Annotated in this window: 11 protein-coding genes and 1 tRNA gene; 10 read left to right on the top strand and 2 right to left on the bottom strand. The window is 61.6% G+C overall.

Features of this window, described 5'->3' with window-relative positions; all coding sequences use genetic code 11:
- Positions 1-278 precede the first annotated feature (278 nt).
- Together pgm and G1C94_RS01020 are read right to left on the bottom strand one after the other, a co-directional pair.
- A complete protein-coding gene (gene pgm, locus G1C94_RS01025) occupies positions 279-1952 on the bottom strand; it encodes a phosphoglucomutase (alpha-D-glucose-1,6-bisphosphate-dependent) (RefSeq protein WP_172143835.1) in 1674 nt (557 codons plus the stop codon).
- A gap of 53 nt (positions 1953-2005) precedes the next feature.
- A complete protein-coding gene (locus G1C94_RS01020) occupies positions 2006-3094 on the bottom strand; it encodes a diacylglycerol/lipid kinase family protein (RefSeq protein WP_172143833.1) in 1089 nt (362 codons plus the stop codon).
- A gap of 114 nt (positions 3095-3208) precedes the next feature.
- Here G1C94_RS01020 and serS point away from each other — a divergent pair, with 114 nt between their 5' ends.
- The 10 genes from serS (at position 3209) to mtnN (ending at position 19334) form a co-directional block, all read left to right on the top strand.
- On the top strand, positions 3209-4495 hold the full coding sequence (gene serS, locus G1C94_RS01015; protein WP_172143831.1) for a serine--tRNA ligase: 1287 nt from the start codon (positions 3209-3211) through the stop codon (positions 4493-4495).
- A 38-nt stretch (positions 4496-4533) separates the two neighbouring features.
- Positions 4534-4618: transfer RNA gene (locus tag G1C94_RS01010), tRNA-Ser, on the top strand.
- Between the two features lie 292 nt (positions 4619-4910).
- Positions 4911-7625, top strand: a complete 2715-nt coding sequence (adhE, locus tag G1C94_RS01005; RefSeq protein ID WP_172143829.1) for a bifunctional acetaldehyde-CoA/alcohol dehydrogenase — start codon at positions 4911-4913, stop codon at positions 7623-7625.
- A 406-nt stretch (positions 7626-8031) separates the two neighbouring features.
- Complete coding sequence (locus G1C94_RS01000; protein ID WP_172143827.1) at positions 8032-10296, top strand: InlB B-repeat-containing protein; 2265 nt, start codon at positions 8032-8034, stop codon at positions 10294-10296.
- 200 nt (positions 10297-10496) lie between these two features.
- Positions 10497-14150 (top strand): thiol reductant ABC exporter subunit CydD/CydC, encoded by a 3654-nt coding sequence (locus G1C94_RS00995; RefSeq protein ID WP_172143929.1) that lies wholly within the window; start codon positions 10497-10499, stop codon positions 14148-14150.
- A gap of 80 nt (positions 14151-14230) precedes the next feature.
- Complete coding sequence (locus G1C94_RS00990; RefSeq protein ID WP_172143825.1) at positions 14231-15136, top strand: aldo/keto reductase; 906 nt, start codon at positions 14231-14233, stop codon at positions 15134-15136.
- Positions 15137-15151: 15 nt separating this feature from the next.
- Positions 15152-15892 (top strand): HNH endonuclease family protein, encoded by a 741-nt coding sequence (locus G1C94_RS00985; RefSeq protein WP_172143823.1) that lies wholly within the window; start codon positions 15152-15154, stop codon positions 15890-15892.
- Positions 15893-16032: 140 nt separating this feature from the next.
- Positions 16033-17310, top strand: coding sequence for an Nramp family divalent metal transporter (locus G1C94_RS00980; protein WP_172143821.1), 1278 nt, complete (start codon positions 16033-16035; stop codon positions 17308-17310).
- Between the two features lie 84 nt (positions 17311-17394).
- Positions 17395-18612, top strand: coding sequence for a 3-deoxy-7-phosphoheptulonate synthase (locus G1C94_RS00975; protein ID WP_172143819.1), 1218 nt, complete (start codon positions 17395-17397; stop codon positions 18610-18612).
- An 11-nt stretch (positions 18613-18623) separates the two neighbouring features.
- Entirely contained in the window at positions 18624-19334 is a 711-nt protein-coding gene (mtnN, locus tag G1C94_RS00970) for a 5'-methylthioadenosine/S-adenosylhomocysteine nucleosidase (protein WP_172143817.1), read from the top strand.
- Positions 19335-19542 lie beyond the last annotated feature (208 nt).

The raw sequence follows: 19542 nt of genomic DNA, 5'->3' as shown, positions 1-19542 counted from the left end.
CTACGGGAAATCGCTGAAGCGGCGAGGGGATTTCGGGGTATGTGGTCGAAGCCCTCCGCGTTCATCACATCCTCTTCACAACCATGAACCATAACCATTCGGAGAATATGGAAAAGCCGCCGGAACCCAGCATTCCAGCGGCTTATTCGCGGTTCAACGACGAAGAAGACATTCTCCGTTTTCTTGAGTTGATTGATGTGTGTGGCTTCGAGGCGCGCTGAAGGAAGGCATACGAAGGTATGTCGACTTCAGCGGCAACGAAGAAGACACTCCATCAATCAACTCAAGGCTTTGTTGACGACTTCGGTGGCCTCATCCAACACCTTGTCCAGCGCCTCGGGGGAGGTGAAAGACTCGGCGTAGACCTTGTAGATGTTCTCGGTGCCGGAGGGGCGGGCGGCGAACCAGTTGTCGGCCGTGGTCACCTTCAGACCGCCGATCTTGGCGTGGTTGCCCGGCGCCTCGGTGAGCTTGGCGGTGATGTCTTCTCCGGCCAGCTGGGTGGCCGTCACGTCGTCGCCACTCAACGCCGCGAACTTCTGCTTCTGCTCCAGCGTGGTCGGCGTATCGACGCGCTTGTACCAGCTTTCGCCGAAACGCTCCACTTGGGATTGGTGCAGTTCGGCCGGGTTCTTGCCTGTCTTGGCGGTGATTTCCGCCGCGAGCAGATCGGGAATCAGGCCGTCCTTGTCGGTGGTCCACACGCGCCCGTCACGGCGCAGGAAGCTCATGCCGGAGCTTTCCTCTCCGCCGAACGCGACTTCGCCTTTGAACAGCGGGTCGACGAACCACTTGAAGCCCACCGGCACCTCGACCAGCTTGGCGTTGATGGAAGCGGCCACGCGGTCGATGAGCGAGGAACTCACCAAGGTTTTGCCGATGCCCGCGCCGGCCGGCCAGTCGGGGCGATTGCCGCCGAAGAGGTATTCCACGCACACGGCGATGTAATGGTTCGGGTTCATGACCCCCCAGTTCGGGCAGACGATGCCGTGGCGGTCGGCGTCCGGGTCGGTGCCGCCCACCAGGTCGTACTTGTCCCACGCGCCGGCGTTGAGCGAATCAACCAAACCCTTCATGGCGTACGGCGACGAAGGGTCCATGCGAATCTTGCCGTCGTGATCGATGGTCATGAAGCGCCAAGTCGGGTCGACTTCAGGGCGCACCACGTCGATGGAAAGCCCATAGACCTCGTTCATCAGCGGCCAGTAATTCACCGATGCGCCGCCCAGCGGGTCGATGCCCAGGCGCACGCCCGAGGAGCGAATTACATCGAAGTCGATGACATTCTCCAAATCGCGCACATAATGGTCGCGATAGTCGAAACGCTCCACCAAATCGGACTTGACGGCTTCCTCGAACGGCACGCGTTTGACGTTCTTGAAGTCGCCGAGCAGTTCGTTCGCCCGGTCGGCGATCGCGTTGGTCACGTCGGCCGGGGCGGGGCCGCCGGTGACGGGGTCGTATTTGAAACCGCCGTCGGTGGGGGGGTTATGCGAGGGGGTGACCACGATGCCGTCGGCCAGCCCCTCGCCGCTGAAGCGCTGGGTGCCGTCCGCCGCGCGATTGTGGGTCAGAATCGCCTGGGAGACGACCGGCGTGGGGGTGAAGTCGTCGCGCGCGTCGATGCGCACCGTCACGCCATTGGCGACCAGCACCTCGACGGCGGTCTTGAACGCCGGCTCGCTCAGGGCGTGGGTGTCACGGCCGATATACAACGGGCCGTTCACGCCCGCTTTCTTGCGGTATTCCGCGATGGCTTGGGTGATGGCGACGATATGCGCCTCGTTGAACGAGGTTTTCAGCGACGAGCCGCGGTGGCCGGACGTGCCGAACGAAACGCGCTGCTCGGGAACTTCAGGGTCGGGAACGACGTCATAATACTTACCGATGACCTCGTCGACATTGATCAGATCTGCTGGGGTGGCGGGCTGTCCCGCATTATTTGCAACCATATCGCCGATTGTACGCCACAGTCGGTTACGTTGCCTTCGGATGGAGAGTCGGTCTAGCTCTGTTCGGGCACGCGCACGCACAAGGCGCGCTTTTCCACGTCGAAGCGGATATGTTTCGTCTCGCCGAGCGTGTCTCCGTCCACTTGCACCAGAGCCGGTTTCTCCAATGTCAGTTCGGCGCTGACACCTTGGATCTGATCGACGGTGGAGTTGGTGGACAGCGGGTTCTGCTCCGCTTTGCCGGTGATGGTTTGGTGCACCACATCGCCGAACAGGTTCGCCCAGCCGATGATGCCTCCCGACGTGTCAATCACCTCGAAATCAAGGATGCCGTCGTCCCAAGAGGCCAGCGGCATCAGCGAAAACACGGGAATCTGCCCGCAGTTGCCGGCCATGAAGGTGCGGAACGTCAGGTCTTTTGTGGAATGCGTGCTGCCATCGGCGCTGGTGATGGTCATCGTGCCGCGGTATTTGGGGGTGAACAGGTTCTTCACGGCCCCCACGAAATAGGCCATCCAGCTGATGTTCTTCTTCAGTTCGGGGTTGGTGTCGTCGACCATTGCCGCGTCGAACCCCACTCCTGCGATGATGAGGAAGGCGTGCCCGTGATCTTCCTCGGGGCGGTCGAGTATTCTCAGACGCCCCATATCCACATTGCGCGATCCATGCGAGGTGGCCACGGTGAGCGCCGCATCGATGTCGTCCACGGGAATGCCCATATTGCGGGCGAACAGGTTACCGGTGCCAATCGGCACGATACCGAGCGCATGCCCGGTGCCCGACAGCGCGCTGGCCGCCGTGCGCACAGTGCCGTCGCCGCCGACTGCCACCACCACGTCCGCGCCGCGTTCCAGCGCTTCCAACGCGCACGCGCGCCCATCCTTGTCAAGCCGGGTTTCGATGAACTCGATGTCCTTGAATCCATGCTGTTCGCAGAATTGTTTAATGTACACCCGTTGCTCGGCCGCCTGCGGTTTCGAGGGGTTGATAATGAAGATGTATTTCACCTTGTCGTTATTGCGTTTGACCAGCACAGTAGCCAGTTTGCGGCGTCGTCGCGCGCGCACGCCGATAAGCGCAAGAGCGGCCACGGCTGCTACGGCGGCGATAATCACGATGATGATGAACACTGGTCGGGGCATGGTTCCCATTCTTGCCGAGAACCAATCCCAACGGAACGCTTCTGTGATGAATCCCCGCCAATCCTGCACGAACCGCGCGGACAGCGTCGCCACACGGCACTAGGCTTAGGATTCATGCTTGATATTCAATTTATTCGTGAACATGCCGACATCGTCAAGGAATCCCAGCGCAAGCGCGGCGAGTCGGTCGAACTCGTCGACGAAGTGCTCACCTCCGACGAAACGCGCCGCACCGCGCTGAGGGAATATGAGACGGCCCGCGCCCAACAGAAGGAAATCGGCAAGAAAGTGGCCGCCGCCCCCGCGGACGAGAAAGCCAAGCTGATCGCCGAAACCAAGGAGCTGAGCGAGAAGGTTGCGCAATACAAGGCCACCGCCGACGCGGCGAGCGAAGAATACACCACGGCCATGTGGAAGCTGTCGAACATCGTCGAACCCGAGGCGCCGGAAGGCGGCGAGGACGATTACGTCGTCGTCAAGAAGGTCGGTCAGATTCGCGACTTCGCTGCCGAGGGCTTCGAGCCGAAAGATCATCTCGCGCTGGGCGAGGGTGTGGCCGGCATCGATATGCGCCGTGGCGTCAAGGTGGGCGGCTCGCGCTTCTACTTCCTGCGCGGCGCGGTGGCGCGTATGCAGATCGCCATGCTCACCATGGCCGTCGATCAGGCCGAGGAACACGGCTTCACGCTGGCCATCACCCCCACGTTGGTGCGCCCCGAGGTGATGCGCGGCACCGGCTTCCTCAATTCGCATTCCGACGAAATCTACCGTCTGCGCGAACCGGACGAGCAGTATTTGGTCGGCACTTCCGAGGTGGCGCTCGCCGGCATGCACGAGGACGAGATTCTCGATTTGGGCAATGGCCCTCTGCGCTATTGCGGGTGGAGTTCCTGCTACCGCCGCGAGGCCGGTGCCGCCGGCAAGGACACTGCGGGCATCATCCGCGTGCATCAGTTCGACAAGGTGGAGATGTTCGTCTACGCCAAGCAGGAGGACTCCTACAAGGAGCACGAGCATTTGCTGGCCATGGAGCAGGAGATGCTCGCCAAGGTGGAGGTGCCGTATCGCATCATCGACACAGCCGCCGGCGATCTCGGTTCCTCCGCCGCGCGTAAGTTCGACTGCGAGGCATGGGTGCCGACGCAGGGCAAATACCGCGAGCTGACATCCACCTCGAACTGCACCGAATATCAGACCCGCCGTCTGAACATCCGTGAGCGCGCCGAAGATGGCTCGACCCGCCCGGTCTCCACTCTGAACGGCACGCTGGCCACCACCCGTTGGCTCGTCGCCATCATGGAAAACCACCAGCAGGCCGATGGCTCCATTGAAATCCCCAAGGCCATGCGCGCCTACATGGGTGGCAGGGAAGTCATCGAACCCACCAAGTGGGAAGCCTGATATAATACACACTTGTGCGCGTTTAACGCCGCACATAGGGATAGGTGTCCGAGCGGTCTAAGGAGACGGTCTTGAAAACCGTTGAGGCGCAAGCCTCCGCGAGTTCGAATCTCGCCCTATCCGCCGAGCCGTAAAGCGCACAGCCCAGTGGGCTGTGCGTAGGCGAGGCCTGAGCGAAACACCCCCTCCAAGCTTCGATGAACGGTATTGCGTGCAAAAAATATCGATTTCTACCATCAATCGCACACAATATGAGACCAAACGCACAACCCGCGTAAGAACGGGAAAGGTGGGGGTGTCCTTGTATATTGTGATGCAGGTCACAAACGATTCGGTGGCCGGCCCGCAAAGCCCGCTGCCGCAATCAGCAATTGAACGTGCACCACATTCCAATCTCGATTGAGGAGGATCGAAAGTGGCAGAAACCAAAAAGCCGACCCCCGAGGCCAAGCAGGCCGCAGCCGAAGCTGAAGTTGACGCTCTGGTGAAGAAGGGTCTGAAGGCCCTCGACGAATTCGAAAAGCTCGATCAGGAGCAAGTCGATCGTATTGTCGCCAAGGCTTCCGTGGCGGCGCTGAACAAGCATCTCGTGCTCGCCAAGATGGCCGTGGACGAGACGGGCCGAGGGCTTGTGGAAGACAAGGCCACCAAGAACATCTTTGCCTGTGAGCACATTACCAATCACTTGGCGGGGCAGAAGACGGTGGGCATCATCCGCGAAGACGACGTGCTGGGCATTGACGAAGTCGCCGAGCCGGTTGGTGTGGTCGCGGGCGTCACCCCGGTCACCAACCCGACCTCCACCGCCATTTTCAAGTCGCTGATTGCGCTCAAAACCCGTTGCCCGATCGTCTTCGGCTTCCATCCGGGCGCGCAGAAGTGCTCCGTCGAGGCGGCCAAGATCGTGCGTGATGCGGCCATCGAGGCTGGTGCGCCGGCCAACTGCATCCAGTGGATCGAGCACCCCTCCATCGAGGCCACCGGCGCGCTGATGAAGCACGACGGCATCGCCACCATCCTCGCCACAGGCGGCCCCGGCATGGTCAAGGCCGCGTATTCCTCCGGCAAGCCCGCTTTGGGCGTGGGCGCGGGCAACGCCCCGGCCTACGTCGACTCCGATGTGGACATCGTGCGCGCCGCCAACGATCTGGTGCTCTCCAAGCACTTCGATTACGGCATGATCTGCGCCACCGAACAGGCCATCATCGCCCACAAGGATGTCTATAAGGACCTCGTCAAGGAACTGAAAGTTCGCAAGGCCTACTTCGTCAACAAGGAAGAAAAGGCCAAACTGGAGCAATACATGTTCGGCTGCGTGGCGGGCAGTGGCGAAAAGCCGGTGCTCAACTCCGTGGTGCCGGGCAAGTCCCCGCAATATATCGCCAGGGCCGCCGGCTTCGAGATTCCCGCCGACGCGACGATTCTCGCCGCCGAATGCAAGGAAGTCTCCGACAACGAGCCGCTCACCCACGAGAAGCTCGCCCCGGTTCAGGCCGTGCTCAAGGCCGATAACAAGGAGCAGGCTTTCGAGATGGCCGAGCAGATGCTGAAGCTCGGCGCCGGCCATACCGCCGCCATCCACACCAACAATCAGGACTTGGTGCGCGAATACGGCCAGCGCATGCACGCATGCCGCATCATCTGGAACCAGCCGAGCTCGCTGGGCGGCATCGGCGACATCTACAACGCCATCGCCCCCTCGCTCACCCTGGGCTGCGGTTCCTACGGCGGCAACTCCGTGTCCGGCAACGTGCAAGCCGTCAACCTCATCAACATCAAGCGCATCGCTCGGAGGAACAACAACATGCAGTGGTTCAAGATCCCGGCAAAGACCTACTTCGAGCCGAACGCCATCAAGTATCTGCGCGACATGTATGGCATCGAGAAGGCCGTCATCGTGTGCGACAAGGTGATGGAGCAGCTCGGTATCGTCGACAAGATCATCGACCAGCTGCGCGCCCGCTCCAACCGCGTCACTTTCCGCATCATCGATTACGTCGAGCCGGAGCCTTCCGTCGAGACGGTCGAGAAGGGTGCCGAGATGATGCGCGAGGAGTTCGAGCCGGACACCATCATCGCGGTCGGCGGCGGCTCGCCGATGGACGCGGCCAAGATCATGTGGCTGCTTTACGAGCACCCGGAAATCGCCTTCTCCGACGTGCGCGAGAAGTTCTTCGACATCCGCAAGCGCGCCTTCAAGATTCCGCCGCTGGGCAAGAAGGCCAAGCTGGTGTGCGTGCCGACTTCCTCCGGCACCGGTTCTGAGGTGACGCCGTTCGCCGTGATCACCGATCACAAGACCGGCTACAAGTACCCGATCACCGATTACGCGCTCACCCCGTCCGTCGCCATCGTCGACCCGGTGCTGGCGCGTACCCAGCCGAAGAAGCTCGCCTCCGACGCCGGCTTCGACGCGCTCACCCACTCGATGGAGGCCTATGTGTCCGTCTATGCCAACGACTTCACCGACGGCATGGCGTTGCACGCGGCCAAGCTCATCTGGGACAACCTGGCGGAATCCGTCAACGGCGAACCCGGCCTGGCCAAGACCGAGGCGCAGGAGAAGATGCACAACGCCGCCACGATGGCTGGCATGGCCTTTGGCTCGGCGTTCCTTGGCATGTGCCACGGCATGGCCCACACGCTGGGCGCGCTGCTGCACATTGCGCACGGCCGCACCAACTCCATCCTGTTGCCGTATGTGATTCGCTACAACGGACAGATTCCCGAGGAGCCGACCAGCTGGCCGAAGTACAACAAGTACATTGCGCCCGAACGCTATCAGGAGATTGCCAAGAACCTCGGCGTTGACCCGGGCAAGACCCCGGCCGAAGGCGTCGAGAACTTGGCGAAGGCCGTCGAGGACTACCGCGACAACAAGCTCGGCATGAACAAGAGCTTCAAGGACTGCGGTGTGGACGAGGAGCACTTCTGGTCCATCCTCGATCAGGCCGGCATGCGCGCCTATGAGGATCAGTGCACGCCCGCCAACCCGCGCATCCCGCTGATCAACGACATGAAGGACATCGCCGTGGCCGCGTACTATGGTGTCTCTCAGGCCGAAGGTCACAAGATTCGCGTGGAGCGCGAAGGCGAGGCCGCCACCGAAGAGGCTTCCGAGCGTAGCTGATTCCATCAGATCGCCCGTTTGTAGAACTGGGTCCCGATTCTTTTGAAGAATCGGGACCCAGTTCTTTTATATCCTCTTGCATCCGGCCGATTTGGTCTTCTGCTTGTCTCCAGAAGGTTGGTGCGAGGGCGTGGCAATAGCCCCGTGCCGTTTTCAACAAACCGAAAAACCGCAGAAAAATCAAAGATCGCAAGATACAACGCCACGACGGAGAGATGTGGGGTGTTGTTGTGGGGGCATCTTGCGGTGCTACCGATGTGCATGTGGCATCTTGCGTGAGATTTGTGCGCGCGTGAGGTGTGCGGATGGGAACCTTCCCACTGAGTTTGGACGGTTTTGCGTCCCTCCTTGAGCGAATGTTTAAGCGGGCGCGGAACCTTGGAGGAGTTTAAGGAGTTTAGAGGATATGTCTTTGGACAGGTCTTCCCGTGTGCCGGTTGCGGCGCGTGTGCTGGGTGTAGCTGTGGCGTGTTGTCTGGCTGTGTCGTTGGGTGCATGGTTTGCCGTGTCGCCGGCGTTGGCTCGGGCTCAGCGGGGTAGGGGTTCGGTCTCCACGACGCTGCGACTGGTGGCTCCCGACGGCTGCGTCGTGCCCGGCCCTGCCGGTGTCGAGGCTCGCGTGCTGGCTGCCACCGGTGCTGGCGTGGGTGTGCTGTTGTGTGTGATGGCTGCGTTGGCGCTGGGCGGCTTTGCGCTGGCGCGTTCGGGGCGTGGTGCGCGTGCGGTGTCGTTGCGTGTGGCGGGGACGGTGCTGGCGGTGGCCATGCTGGCGTCTTCGTTCGCGTTGGCGACGGGTGACGCGCATGCCACTGAGGCGAATCTGCCGAATGTGACCCTGAAGGCGGAGACTGAAGCAACGTTGGGTGCCGGCGGTAAGCCGACGGTTCCTGCGCTGACGTTGAGAAACGGTTCCAGCCATGACCTCACAATCGAAAGAGTGACGGTGTCCGACGACGTGACATGGCAGAGCCTCTTGGTAGGCCGAATTGTCAAGGCCGGCGATTCCACGACGGCCGGTTGGACAGAAACCCATTTACCCAAGGCGCTGGCAGACACGCTGTGCGCCACCAAACATAAGGAGCTTACAGTGACAGTGGATTATTCATACAAAGCTGATTCCATGCCCGTGCCGCCGGGCCCTGACCCCAGTCCTTTCCCCAAGCCGTTGCCGGTTCCTGACGTGTATATCGTGGCGTTCAACATCGGAGACCACGGCACGTCGATAATTGGCCGGACTGACTACGATGTGAAAGCCGGCCAGAAGCTGGGCGCTGCGGGAGTCATGGCTCCCACAGTGACTGCTGGAGATGGCTACACATTCATGGGCTGGCAGTATTCCGATGACGGCCAGACATATAAGCCGGAAGAGCTGCTCGACCTGACGATGCCCAATCATGATGTCACGTTTACCGCCCAATATCAGCCAGGCGTGTCGGTGACGGTGGAATTCGACTACGCCGAGGGAGTAGATGAGGAGGGCAGAAAATCCAAGAAACTGACCGGCCCCAAAGGCTCGGGATATACCGCCCCAACGAATCTGAGGCGCGAGAATTACAAATTCACCGGTTGGGATCCCGCTCCGACAGGCGTGTTTGACGGCATAGTAACCAAGCACACCGCGCAATGGGAACGCATATCCTACACGGTCACATGGAATGGGAATGGAGGTCAGTTCCCGGACGCCAGCGAGACACATCACGAGACCGTTGGGTTGGGCGAGATGGCGAACGGCCCGCAAACCGCCCCGACGTGGACTCATACTGTGTTCATGGGGTGGAATACGGAGGCAGACGGCACTGGTGAGGAGGTCAAGCCGGGCCAGAAGGTGCCTGAAGACGACGTGACATATTACGCGCAGTGGATGGCCTACTGGATTGGTGAGGGCAATATCGATAACCCTGACCCATTGAAGCACGCGCCACATAAGACCCAGCACCAGATCGACAACGACATGGACAGAATCAGAGCCGGCGACAATTCGGTCATGACCGAATATACGGACCTGATGCACAGCGACAAGTACCACCTCTATACCAAGATCGGCAATGGCGCGAGCGCCACCGACTATCTGGAGGCTCGGTTCATCCATATCGGCAACCATGACAATGACGGCTCGAACGCCACGCTCCAAACAGTACATTCCTTGCCGAATGCATATCCGATGAACGCGACGAATACGAACCATGGCGGCTGGAGAGACTCCTGGCTGCGCAGGAGGATGAACCCCGGCATGGGCGATGGTGACATCTGGAACAGGCTGTCGGAAGGAATGCAGAAGCGCGTCAAGAAAGTGCGCAAGAGAACCACGTTCGGCAATCAGAACACCAATGTCTTGATGACGCACGACAGTCTGTGGCTGGCGTCCTATCGCGAGCTTACCGGCACGAGCAAATACCGGCACGAGCTTGGTGGACTTACCGAAGGCTCGCAGTATATGTATTGGACAAAGAACCTCAAGAATGCGAACGGTATTAATGTGACTCTGCCTCCGACGATGGCTTGGACTCGTTCTGACGATAGTCCGACTGGCAGCAATGCTGAATCTTGGTGGCAGAGGTCTCCGGATCCAGGCGATAAACTCTCCTTTATGACCGTGGATCCGGACGGCTATCCGAACAGCCATAGGTATGCAGGCACGAACTTGGGTGTGGTTCCGGCGTTCTGCTTCTAGTAGAACACAAATCCATTCTTGCCATTGGCGATGCGGTTAAGGGCGCTATGCGGCTTCTTCGAGGTCGGGTAGCGCCCTTAATCGCGCGGCCGGCTCATGTGGAAGTCTATGGGGCCGCGCTTTGGGTCTTGTGCAGGTTCGCGTCGATTCGCTACAGTTGAGCGGGATACGACACGCAGGGCACGACGGGTGGCATGGCTATGGTTGACAAACGACTGTTCCGATTGGCGCCGGGGCTTGGCCGGCTGGTCGCGGGCAAAGTGGTGTGCCTGTGGATTGGATTGCTGGCCAACATCGGATTCATGACGACACTGGTCACGCTGATAGGCGGCATGCTCTTCGTCGGCGGCCCGGAGGTCTCTCGCGCCGACCGCGCGCTGTATGTGTGCGTTCTCGTCGTGTGCATGATGATTCGCTACGTCGTCACCGTCATGGCCACCCGCTTGGGCACCGAGGCTTCGGGGCGCGTCAAACTTGTGCTGCGCGTGAAGCTGTATCGCAAAATGCTCGCGCTCGGCCCCTCCTACGCCGTCAGGGTGAACACCTCCGATGTCGTGCAGTCGGCCGGCGAAGGCATCGAGCAGATTCAGAGCTTTTTCGAATTGTTTTTGCCGCAGTTGCTGTATGCGGTGCTGGCGCCTCTCACCCTGTTCGCTGTGATTGCGCCGCTCAACATACCCACCGCGCTGACACTGCTGGCATGCGCTCCGCTGATTGTGCTGATTGTTGGGCTGGTGGCGATGAACGCCGCCCGCGCCTTCAAGCGCTATTGGGGGCGCTACACCGATATGGGCGCGGCATTTCTCGACAATCTGCAAGGGTTGGAGACGCTCAAGGCTTTCGATGCGGACGATCGCGCCGCGGTTGAGATGGACGAGAAAGCCGAGAACTTCCGCGTCATGACGATGCGCGTGTTGCAGATTCAGTTGCGCTCGCTGTCCGCGATGGATGTGGTGGCGTATGGCGGCACCGCGGCGGGCATCGGCGTGGCGCTGTGGCAGTATATTCATCCCGGCGTTTCGTCGGTGCCGCTGGATTTGAGCGGCATGTTGCTGATTGTGCTGCTGTCCGCCGACTTCTTCATACCCTTGCGACAGCTCGGCTCCTACTTCCATATGGCCATGAACGGCATGACCTCCACCAAACGCATCTTCGCCCTGCTCGACGCGCCCGAACCCGAGCGAGGCGCGCGGGAGCTGCCGGCCAGCGTGAAGTCGCAGCGAGTGGTATTCGATCGGGTTTCGTTCTCCTATCCCGATATCGAGCAACCGGCGCTGCAAGACGTGTCATTCACCGCGAATCCCGGCGAACTCACCGCCATTGTGGGTGTGTCCGGTTCCGGCAAATCCACGGCCGCGGCGTTGCTGACCGGCATGCGCGCCGGCTATGGCGGGTCGCTCACCATCGGTGGCGTGGAACTCTCGACATTGTCGGGTGATGCGCTGTCTCATGCCGTCACGCTGGTGGGGGCGCGCAGTCATCTGTTCGCGGGCACGGTGCGCGAGAACCTGCTGATGGCCAATCCCCAGGCGAGCGACGACGCGCTGTGGGATGCGCTCGATCGCGCGCGAATCGCCGATTTCGTGCGGTCTCAAGAGGCCGGTCTTGATTTCATCATCGAGCCGGACGCGGCCAACCTGTCGGGCGGCCAGCGTCAGCGCATCGCCGTCGCCCGTGCGCTGTTGCACGACAGCGCGATATATGTTTTCGACGAAGCGACCAGCAGCGTGGACGTCGACAGCGAATCGTTGATCCTCGAAGCGATTCACGATTTGGCGCAAGTTCGCGGCAAAACGGTGATCATGATCACCCACCGCATGGCCAATGCCGAGCACGCCGCGCGAATCGTGGTGTTTGCGAATGGCCGGAGCGCCGAAACCGGCAGACATGCCGAATTGATGGCGGCGCACGGCGCGTATGCCAGGCTGTACACGGCGCAACGAGATATCGAAACCATTGCGCCGGTTCAGCAGACTGTGAGCCATGTGAGCCAGACGAGTCAGATGAGCCGGACGAGCCGAACCGGCCACGGCAAACCGCAGAAAGCCGCCGTGCGAGCCGCGAAGCGCACCCCGCCTTCTCGCCGCCGACTGCGTCGTCATCAGGCACACCGATCAACGAGCACGCCATATGCGCTCATCGGGCGTTTGCTTGCCCAAGCGCGCCCGCTTTCAAGACTGATGATCGCCGCATGCGTGGCCGGTTCCCTCGGGCATCTGGCCGCCACATTCCTGTCCGTGTTCGGTATCGTCGCGCTGTTCGCGCTCGTGGGCGTTCCGGTGTGGTCGATGGGTGCGCCGCTCGCCGTCGCGTTGATGGTGCTGTGTGCCGTGACGCGCGGCGCCATGCGATACATCGAGCAATACCTGAATCACAACGTCGCCTTCCGCCTGCTCGCGTTGCTGCGTTCCAAGGCCTTTGCCGCGTTGCGCCGCCTCGCCCCGGCCAAACTTGCAGGTCACGGCAAAGGCGAGCTTATCGCCACGCTTACCACGGACGTGGAGCTGCTTGAAATCTTCTTCGCGCACACGATCTCCCCGGTGGTCATCGCCGTGACCACCACGCTCGTCTGCGCCATCGCGCTGGCCACGCTCAACCCATGGATGGCGCTGCTGCTGATCGCCTCGCATCTGGTGATTGGCGTGATTGTGCCGAAATGCTTTGCAATGGGCGTGCGTCACCTCGGGCCCGCCATTCGTTCCCAAGCGTCCGATTTGGACGACATCATGCTCGATGACATGCGCGGCCTTGGCGAAATCATCGGGCTCGGCTGCGGGCGCGAGCGCGTCGTCCGCATCTCGCGCGACAGCAGACGGTTGCAAATGAGCCATGACAAGCTCAGCCGTGTCAACGGGCGATTTTCCGCCATCGGTGGCGTGTTGGTGTTGCTGTTGACGGTGCTGGCGGCGCGCCTGTGCATGCATTTGGCCGCCATCGTCGCTTTCGACGCCACCCCGGTTGCCGCTTTGACGACGGCATTCGTGCTGTTCGCCAGTTCCTTCGGCCCCACCTTGGCGCTCGCCGCGTTGCCCGCCAGCCTCACCCAAACCTTTGCCGCGGCTCGCCGCCTGTTCGCGTTGATGGACGAGGCACCCGCTGTTGTGGAACGGGGCAAGGCCACCCCCGAATATCAAGGCATGCGCTGTGATGATGTCACGTTCTCATACCCGAATACCGCAAGCGGTCCCGTGCTTGCCGGCTTCTCGCTCGACGTGCCCTCCCAAGGTGTGCTCGGCGTGCAGGGGGCGTCAGGTCGCGGCAAATCCACCATGCTGAAGTTGCTTATGCGCTATTGGGATCCGCAATCCGGCACGGTGAGCCTGTCGGGTACGCCGTTGCCTGATGTCGACGCGCATCGCCGCCGCCGTGTGCAGGCTGTGATGAGTCAGGAAACGCATCTGTTCGACGGCACCATCCGCGACAATCTTCTGCTCGCTTTGCCGCCGCACGTCGCTTTTGCGTTGGGGCCGAAGACGCTTGACGCCCGCATGCGCCAAGCCTGCCGCAAGGCTTCCGTCCTTGATTTCATCGATTCCCTGCCAAGTGGATTCGACACCCCGGTGGGCGAACTCGGCGACCGCCTCTCCGAAGGCGAACGTCAGCGCATCGGTCTGGCTCGCGTTTTTCTGCGCAATGCCGACCTGATTCTCTTCGACGAGCCGACCAGCCGCCTCGACACGCTCAACGAGGCCATCATTCTCAAATCCATCGCCGCACTCGCGCGCGGCGGCGAGACGGCGGCGCAAGCAGACGGCGCTTCCTCCCAGGGCGCGAAACCCGCAACCAAGGCGGTGATCCTCGTCTCCCACCGCGAATCCGCCATGCGCATCGCTGGCACGATGATGAAATGGTGAGGTCGTTATCGGAAAGGAGCCAAACGAGGATAAAATGCTGGAAGTTACAGAAAGTCCCAGCAGTCAATAAAGGAACCCGCATGGCCGCCAATCCAACCAATCCAACCACCCCAGCCACCTCAACCAATCCAATCGGCCCAACCAATGTGCCCGATATCGCGCTCGCCGACGGCAACCGCATCCCGCAGATCGGCCTCGGGGTGTTGCGCATCGACGACGAGGCGGTGTCACCCGTGGTCGAAAGCGCGCTTGAAGCCGGATACCGCCACATCGACGGCGCGGCCGGATACAACAACGAGGGCGGCGTGGGGCGCGCGCTGGCTGAAGCCGGCTGTCTTACCGGTGAAAATCGCAAGCGCTTGTGGGTCACCACCAAACTGCGCGATTCCGAGCAGGGCTATGATTCCGCGCTCAAGGCGTTCGACCGGCAGCTCGGCCTGCTGCAACTCGATTATGTGGATATGTACATGATTCACTGGCCCACACCATTCGACTGGCGTTCCGGCGACACTTGGCGGGCGTTCGTCAGGCTTCGCGAAGAGGGCCGCGTCAAGACCTTGGGCGTGTGCAATTTCCTGCCCGAGCATTTGGAGAAACTGCACGCCCAGACCGGCGAATATCCGGCCGTCAACCAGATCGAGCTGCACCCCACGTTTCAACAGCGGGAAGTGGTCGCTTTCTGTGAGGAACACGGCATTGCGGTGGAGGCATATTCGCCGATGGCCCGCGGTGCCGACCTCAACGCCGGCAATGGCGTGATCGAGCGAATCGCCACCGCCCACCAGGTCAGTGCCGCTCAGGTGATTCTGCGCTGGCATATCGAAAACGGCACCATCATCATCCCCAAGTCCGTGCACGCCGAACGTCAGAGGGAAAATCTCGACCTGTTCTCGTTCGCGCTGGACCCCGACGAGCATGCCGCCATCGACGCGCTCGACGGCCCCACCCGCGCCGGCCATGATCCGCTGACGTTCACCTATGCGTAAGGTGCGTGAGACAAGATGAACCGCCGCTCGCACTTCTCGCGCCGTCGTTTCGACCCATCCAGCCCGCTGGGACGGCTGGCCATTCTGTTGTTGGCCGCGGCGCTCGTCGGCGTGGGTGCGGGACTCTTGTTGCCGCGTCTGAGCCTCACGGTGGCGCAGGTGACGGGTCAGAACACCGCCACCGGCTCCGCCGCGGACGCGCTGAACAAGCTGACGGTGGAGAGTAGCCAAAGCGCCGCGGAATATGACCGCAACCTGTTCGGCTTTCGCAAGACTGACGACGATGGCGACGGTTGCGATGTGCGCGAACAGATTTTGACGCGCGATTTGAAGAACGTCACCTACCAATACGCCGGCTCCTGCAAGGTCGCTTCCGGCACGCTTGACGACCCCTACACCGGCACGACCATCCAGTTCGTGCGAGGCCAGCGCACCAGCCAAGCGGTGCAGATCGACCATGTGGTCGCCCTCGAAAACGCTTGGAAATCGGGTGCCGACCAGTGGAGCACAGCCGAGCGGTATCGTTTCGGCAACGACCCCTATAATCTGCTGGCGGTGGACGGCCCGGCCAATCAAGATAAAGGTTCCGCCTCGGCCGCCTACTGGCTGCCCGCCAATGCCAGCTACCGATGCGATTACGTGGCGCGCCAGATCGGCGTGAAAACGAAATATTCCCTAAGCGTCACGTCCAACGAAAAGGACGCCATGCTCACGGTGCTCCACTCCTGCCCCGGCCAACCCCTGCCGGGTGAGTGAGAGACGAGGAATGGCGGCTGAAGCCATGACTCAAGCCGCGACCGAACGGCATCCGAAGGGTGTGTGCACCCCGTAATGCGACGACACTACACTGTCGCTTCGTTATGAGCAATACGAGCAATACGAGCAATACGAGCAAAATGAGCAACGAGAAGATTGAACACGCCGCGCTGCCCGCCACACCCGCCGGGGAGCGCGCCCCGGGCAAGGAGCACACACTCGCCGGCCTGCTTGGCCCCGCGTTCGTCGCCGCCGTCGCCTATGTGGACCCGGGCAACGTGGCCGCGAACATCACCTCCGGCGCGAGATACGGCTACCTGCTGGTGTGGGTGCTCGTGCTCGCCAACATCATGAGCGTGTTCATCCAATACCAATCCGCCAAACTGGGCGTGGTCACCGGCAAATCCCTGCCCGAACTGCTCGGCGAGCGCATGGGCGACGCCGGCCGCTTCATGTTCTTCATGCAGGCCGAAGTCATCGCCATCGCCACCGACCTGGCCGAACTGATCGGCGGTGCCATCGCGCTCAACCTCCTGTTCGACGTCCCGCTGTTCATCGGCGGCCTGATTATCGGCGTGGTGTCCACGGTGCTGTTGCGCCTTGAGGGCGGCCGCACCCACCGCATATTCGAGAAGACGGTGATCGCGCTGCTGCTGGTCATTGCGTTCGGCTTCATCGCCGGCCTGTTTTTCGACCCGCCCAACCTGCTTGATGTCGCGCACGGGCTGATTCCCCGCTTCACCACCAGCGATTCGGTGCTGATGGCCACATCCATGCTGGGTGCCACCGTCATGCCGCACGCCATCTACCTGCATTCCACGCTCGTCAACGACCATTACACCCCCGGCCAGAGTAAACCGCCCATCGCGCGTCTGCTGCACGGCGCGAAAATCGACGTGGTGTGGGCGCTGCTGTTCGCCGGTTCGGTGAATCTGTGTCTGCTGATTCTCGCGGCCAATTCGCTGTATGGCATGACGGGCACCGACTCCATCGAAGGCGCGCAACATGCCATCGTGACCGTGCTCGGCCCGGTTGTCGGCACGATTTTCTCGGTCGGCTTGCTGGCTTCGTCCCTGAGCTCCACGTCGGTGGGCACTTACGCCGGCTCGGAGATCATGCGCGGCCTGTTGCGCATCAAAGCGCCGATGCCGGCCTGTCGTCTGGTCACGCTGGTGCCCGGTTTGGTGGTGCTCTGGTTCGCGCGCAATCCCACCGAGGCACTGGTGATCAGCCAGGTGGTGCTCTCGATCGGCATCCCCTTCGCCATCGTGCCGCTGATGCGATACACGCACGACAAAGGCGTTATGGGCAAATGGGCAAACGGCCTGTTGCAACATATATTGTTCATCGTTATCGCCGTGGCGATTATCGCCTTGAACGCGTTGCTGATCATGCTGACCCTCAGCGGCCAGGCGTGAGTTGGGCGCGAAATCAAGCATGAATGCAGGTGCGAAACCAAGCGTGAGCTATTCTTGGGGGAGGATCGTCAAGGAGAATAGCAGATGCAACAACAGCATGATGCCAGCCGCCCGCTGGCGTCGCAGCCGCTGAACCGCCCCGAGGAGATGCGCGCGATTCGTCAGGCCATGGATGAGGGCAAGAATCCCCTCGTCGCCACCGATGTGCCACGCTGGGAGGATCAGGTTGGCATCAGTCGCATTGTGAACCGCCGCGTGCTTGAGTTCGAGGTGTTGCCCACGCCGGCGCAGGTGTTGTCCGAACTGCCGTTGAGCGAAACGGCCCAGGAGATTGTCGCCTATTCGCGTGATGAGATTCGCGCGTGCCTGTATGGCCAGGATGATCGCCTGTTGGTGATCGTCGGCCCCTGTTCGGTGCATGACCCGGCGGCCGCGCTTGATTATGCGCGTCGTCTCGCGCGTCTGAAGGACGAGCTGGGTGAGCAGTTGCTCATTATCATGCGCGTGTATTTTGAAAAGCCGCGCACCACCGTGGGGTGGAAGGGGCTGATCAACGACCCTGACATCGACGGCAGTTGCAATATTCGCAAAGGTCTGCTGTTGGCGCGACGCACGCTGCTCGACGTGTTGGGCACAGGGCTTGCGGTGGCCACCGAGTTTTTGGAACCCACCAGCCCGCAGTTCATTTCCGATGCCGTCAGCTGGGGGGCGATTGGCGCGCGCAATACCGAGAGCCAGGTGCACCGCCAGTTGGCGAGCGGCCTGTCCATGCCCATCGGGTTCAAGAACGCCACGGATGGTTCGATTACGGCACCCGCCGATTCATGCCTGGCTTCCGCCGGGCAGCACACGTTCTTCGGCGTCGACCACATGGGCCGTGCCGCGGTGGTCAAGACCTTGGGCAACCCGGACTGCCACGTGGTGTTGCGCGGCTCGACTTCCGGGCCGAATTACAGCACGAAGGATGTCGCGACGGCGCTTGAGGCCATTCGTTCGCGCGTGTCGGCAGACTCGGCCGCCGCGCATGGGGTGATTGTTGACTGCTCGCACGGCAACTCCGGCAAAGACGAGGCAAAACAGGCCCAGGTCGTGCGCGATATCGCCGAACGCTTGGCCGCGGGGGAGCGGGGCATCACCGGCGTGATGATGGAGAGTTTCATCGAAGGAGGCAACCAGCCGGCCGCCCCGCTCGACCAACTGGTGTATGGCAAGTCGATCACCGACCGTTGCCTGAGCTGGGACGACACGGAACAATTGCTCCGCGAACTCGCGCAAGCCGTGGCAACGCGCAGATGGAGTTGAAAGGAACACCCATGGCAACGACAATCGCCGTCATTGGCGCGCTTGACGAGGAAATATCCGCCATCGCCGCCGCGCTCACCGGCACCACATGCGCCACCGCCGCCAGCCTGTCCGTCGCGCGCGGCGCACTCACCACCAACGCGGGCGAGCAGGTGAACGTCGTCGCCACGGTGGGCGGCATGGGTTTGGTGGCCGCCGCCGCCACCACGCAGCATCTCATCGACCGTTACCAGCCGCAAGCCGTGGTTTTCTCCGGCATCGCGGGCAACCTCAACAAGAATCTGCACGTCAACGATGTGGTGCTCGGCGGCACGTTGCGCTATCTCGACACCGACATGCGCTTGGTCGGTCAGTGGAAGCCCGGCACGGCCAGCCAACCCGTCGAGGAATTCCACAGCGACGCGCGGCTGTTGAGCCTTGCGGACCAGGCGCTTCAGGCGGCCGGCATCACGCACATCACCGGGATTATCGCCTCCGGCAACTATTTCGTCGACACCCCGGTCAAGGTCGAACAGGTGATCGCCCAAACCGGTGCCGACGCGGTGGAAATGGAGGGCGCGGCCGTGGCGCAGGTCGCCGCGCGCAACGACGTGCCGGCGCTGGTCGTCCGCGCCCTGTCCGACAACGCCGACACCGACTACGAGACGTTCAAGGTTTTCGACATCAGCGAATACGCCGTCACCGCCGCCCGTCTCACCCTCGACATCATCCGTCGCCTATAACCCGCCCCCAGTTCCCATGGCGCGGTGTTCCCATGGCGCGGTTTTCCTTATATTCCAACGTTTTTGCATACCGCGCCATGGAAAAAACACCGCGCCATGGGTGGTGGTGGGTTAAGTGAACAGTGGATGAATTTAGTGTGCGGGGAGCGGGTTGCGTTTGATATTCGCTAGTGTGGGAGACGGAATGTGTATGTGGGATATCCGAAGG

Origin of the sequence: Bifidobacterium panos, from assembly GCF_012932445.1 — a bacterium.
In the GTDB taxonomy this organism is placed as follows: domain Bacteria; phylum Actinomycetota; class Actinomycetes; order Actinomycetales; family Bifidobacteriaceae; genus Bifidobacterium; species Bifidobacterium panos.
Note: the sequence above shows the minus strand (reverse complement) of the source record. Positions and strands in the feature narration are given on the sequence as shown.

Excerpts from the sequence above, each read along its gene's own strand:
- pgm (WP_172143835.1), bottom strand. The coding sequence starts at position 1,952 with ATGGTTGCAAATAATGCGGGACAGCCCGCCACCCCAGCAGATCTGATC.
- G1C94_RS01020 (WP_172143833.1), bottom strand. The coding sequence starts at position 3,094 with ATGCCCCGACCAGTGTTCATCATCATCGTGATTATCGCCGCCGTAGCA.
- serS (WP_172143831.1), top strand. The coding sequence starts at position 3,209 with ATGCTTGATATTCAATTTATTCGTGAACATGCCGACATCGTCAAGGAA.
- G1C94_RS01000 (WP_172143827.1), top strand. The coding sequence starts at position 8,032 with ATGTCTTTGGACAGGTCTTCCCGTGTGCCGGTTGCGGCGCGTGTGCTG.
- G1C94_RS00995 (WP_172143929.1), top strand. The coding sequence starts at position 10,497 with ATGGTTGACAAACGACTGTTCCGATTGGCGCCGGGGCTTGGCCGGCTG.
- G1C94_RS00990 (WP_172143825.1), top strand. The coding sequence starts at position 14,231 with ATGGCCGCCAATCCAACCAATCCAACCACCCCAGCCACCTCAACCAAT.
- G1C94_RS00985 (WP_172143823.1), top strand. The coding sequence starts at position 15,152 with ATGAACCGCCGCTCGCACTTCTCGCGCCGTCGTTTCGACCCATCCAGC.
- G1C94_RS00980 (WP_172143821.1), top strand. The coding sequence starts at position 16,033 with ATGAGCAACGAGAAGATTGAACACGCCGCGCTGCCCGCCACACCCGCC.
- G1C94_RS00975 (WP_172143819.1), top strand. The coding sequence starts at position 17,395 with ATGCAACAACAGCATGATGCCAGCCGCCCGCTGGCGTCGCAGCCGCTG.
- mtnN (WP_172143817.1), top strand. The coding sequence starts at position 18,624 with ATGGCAACGACAATCGCCGTCATTGGCGCGCTTGACGAGGAAATATCC.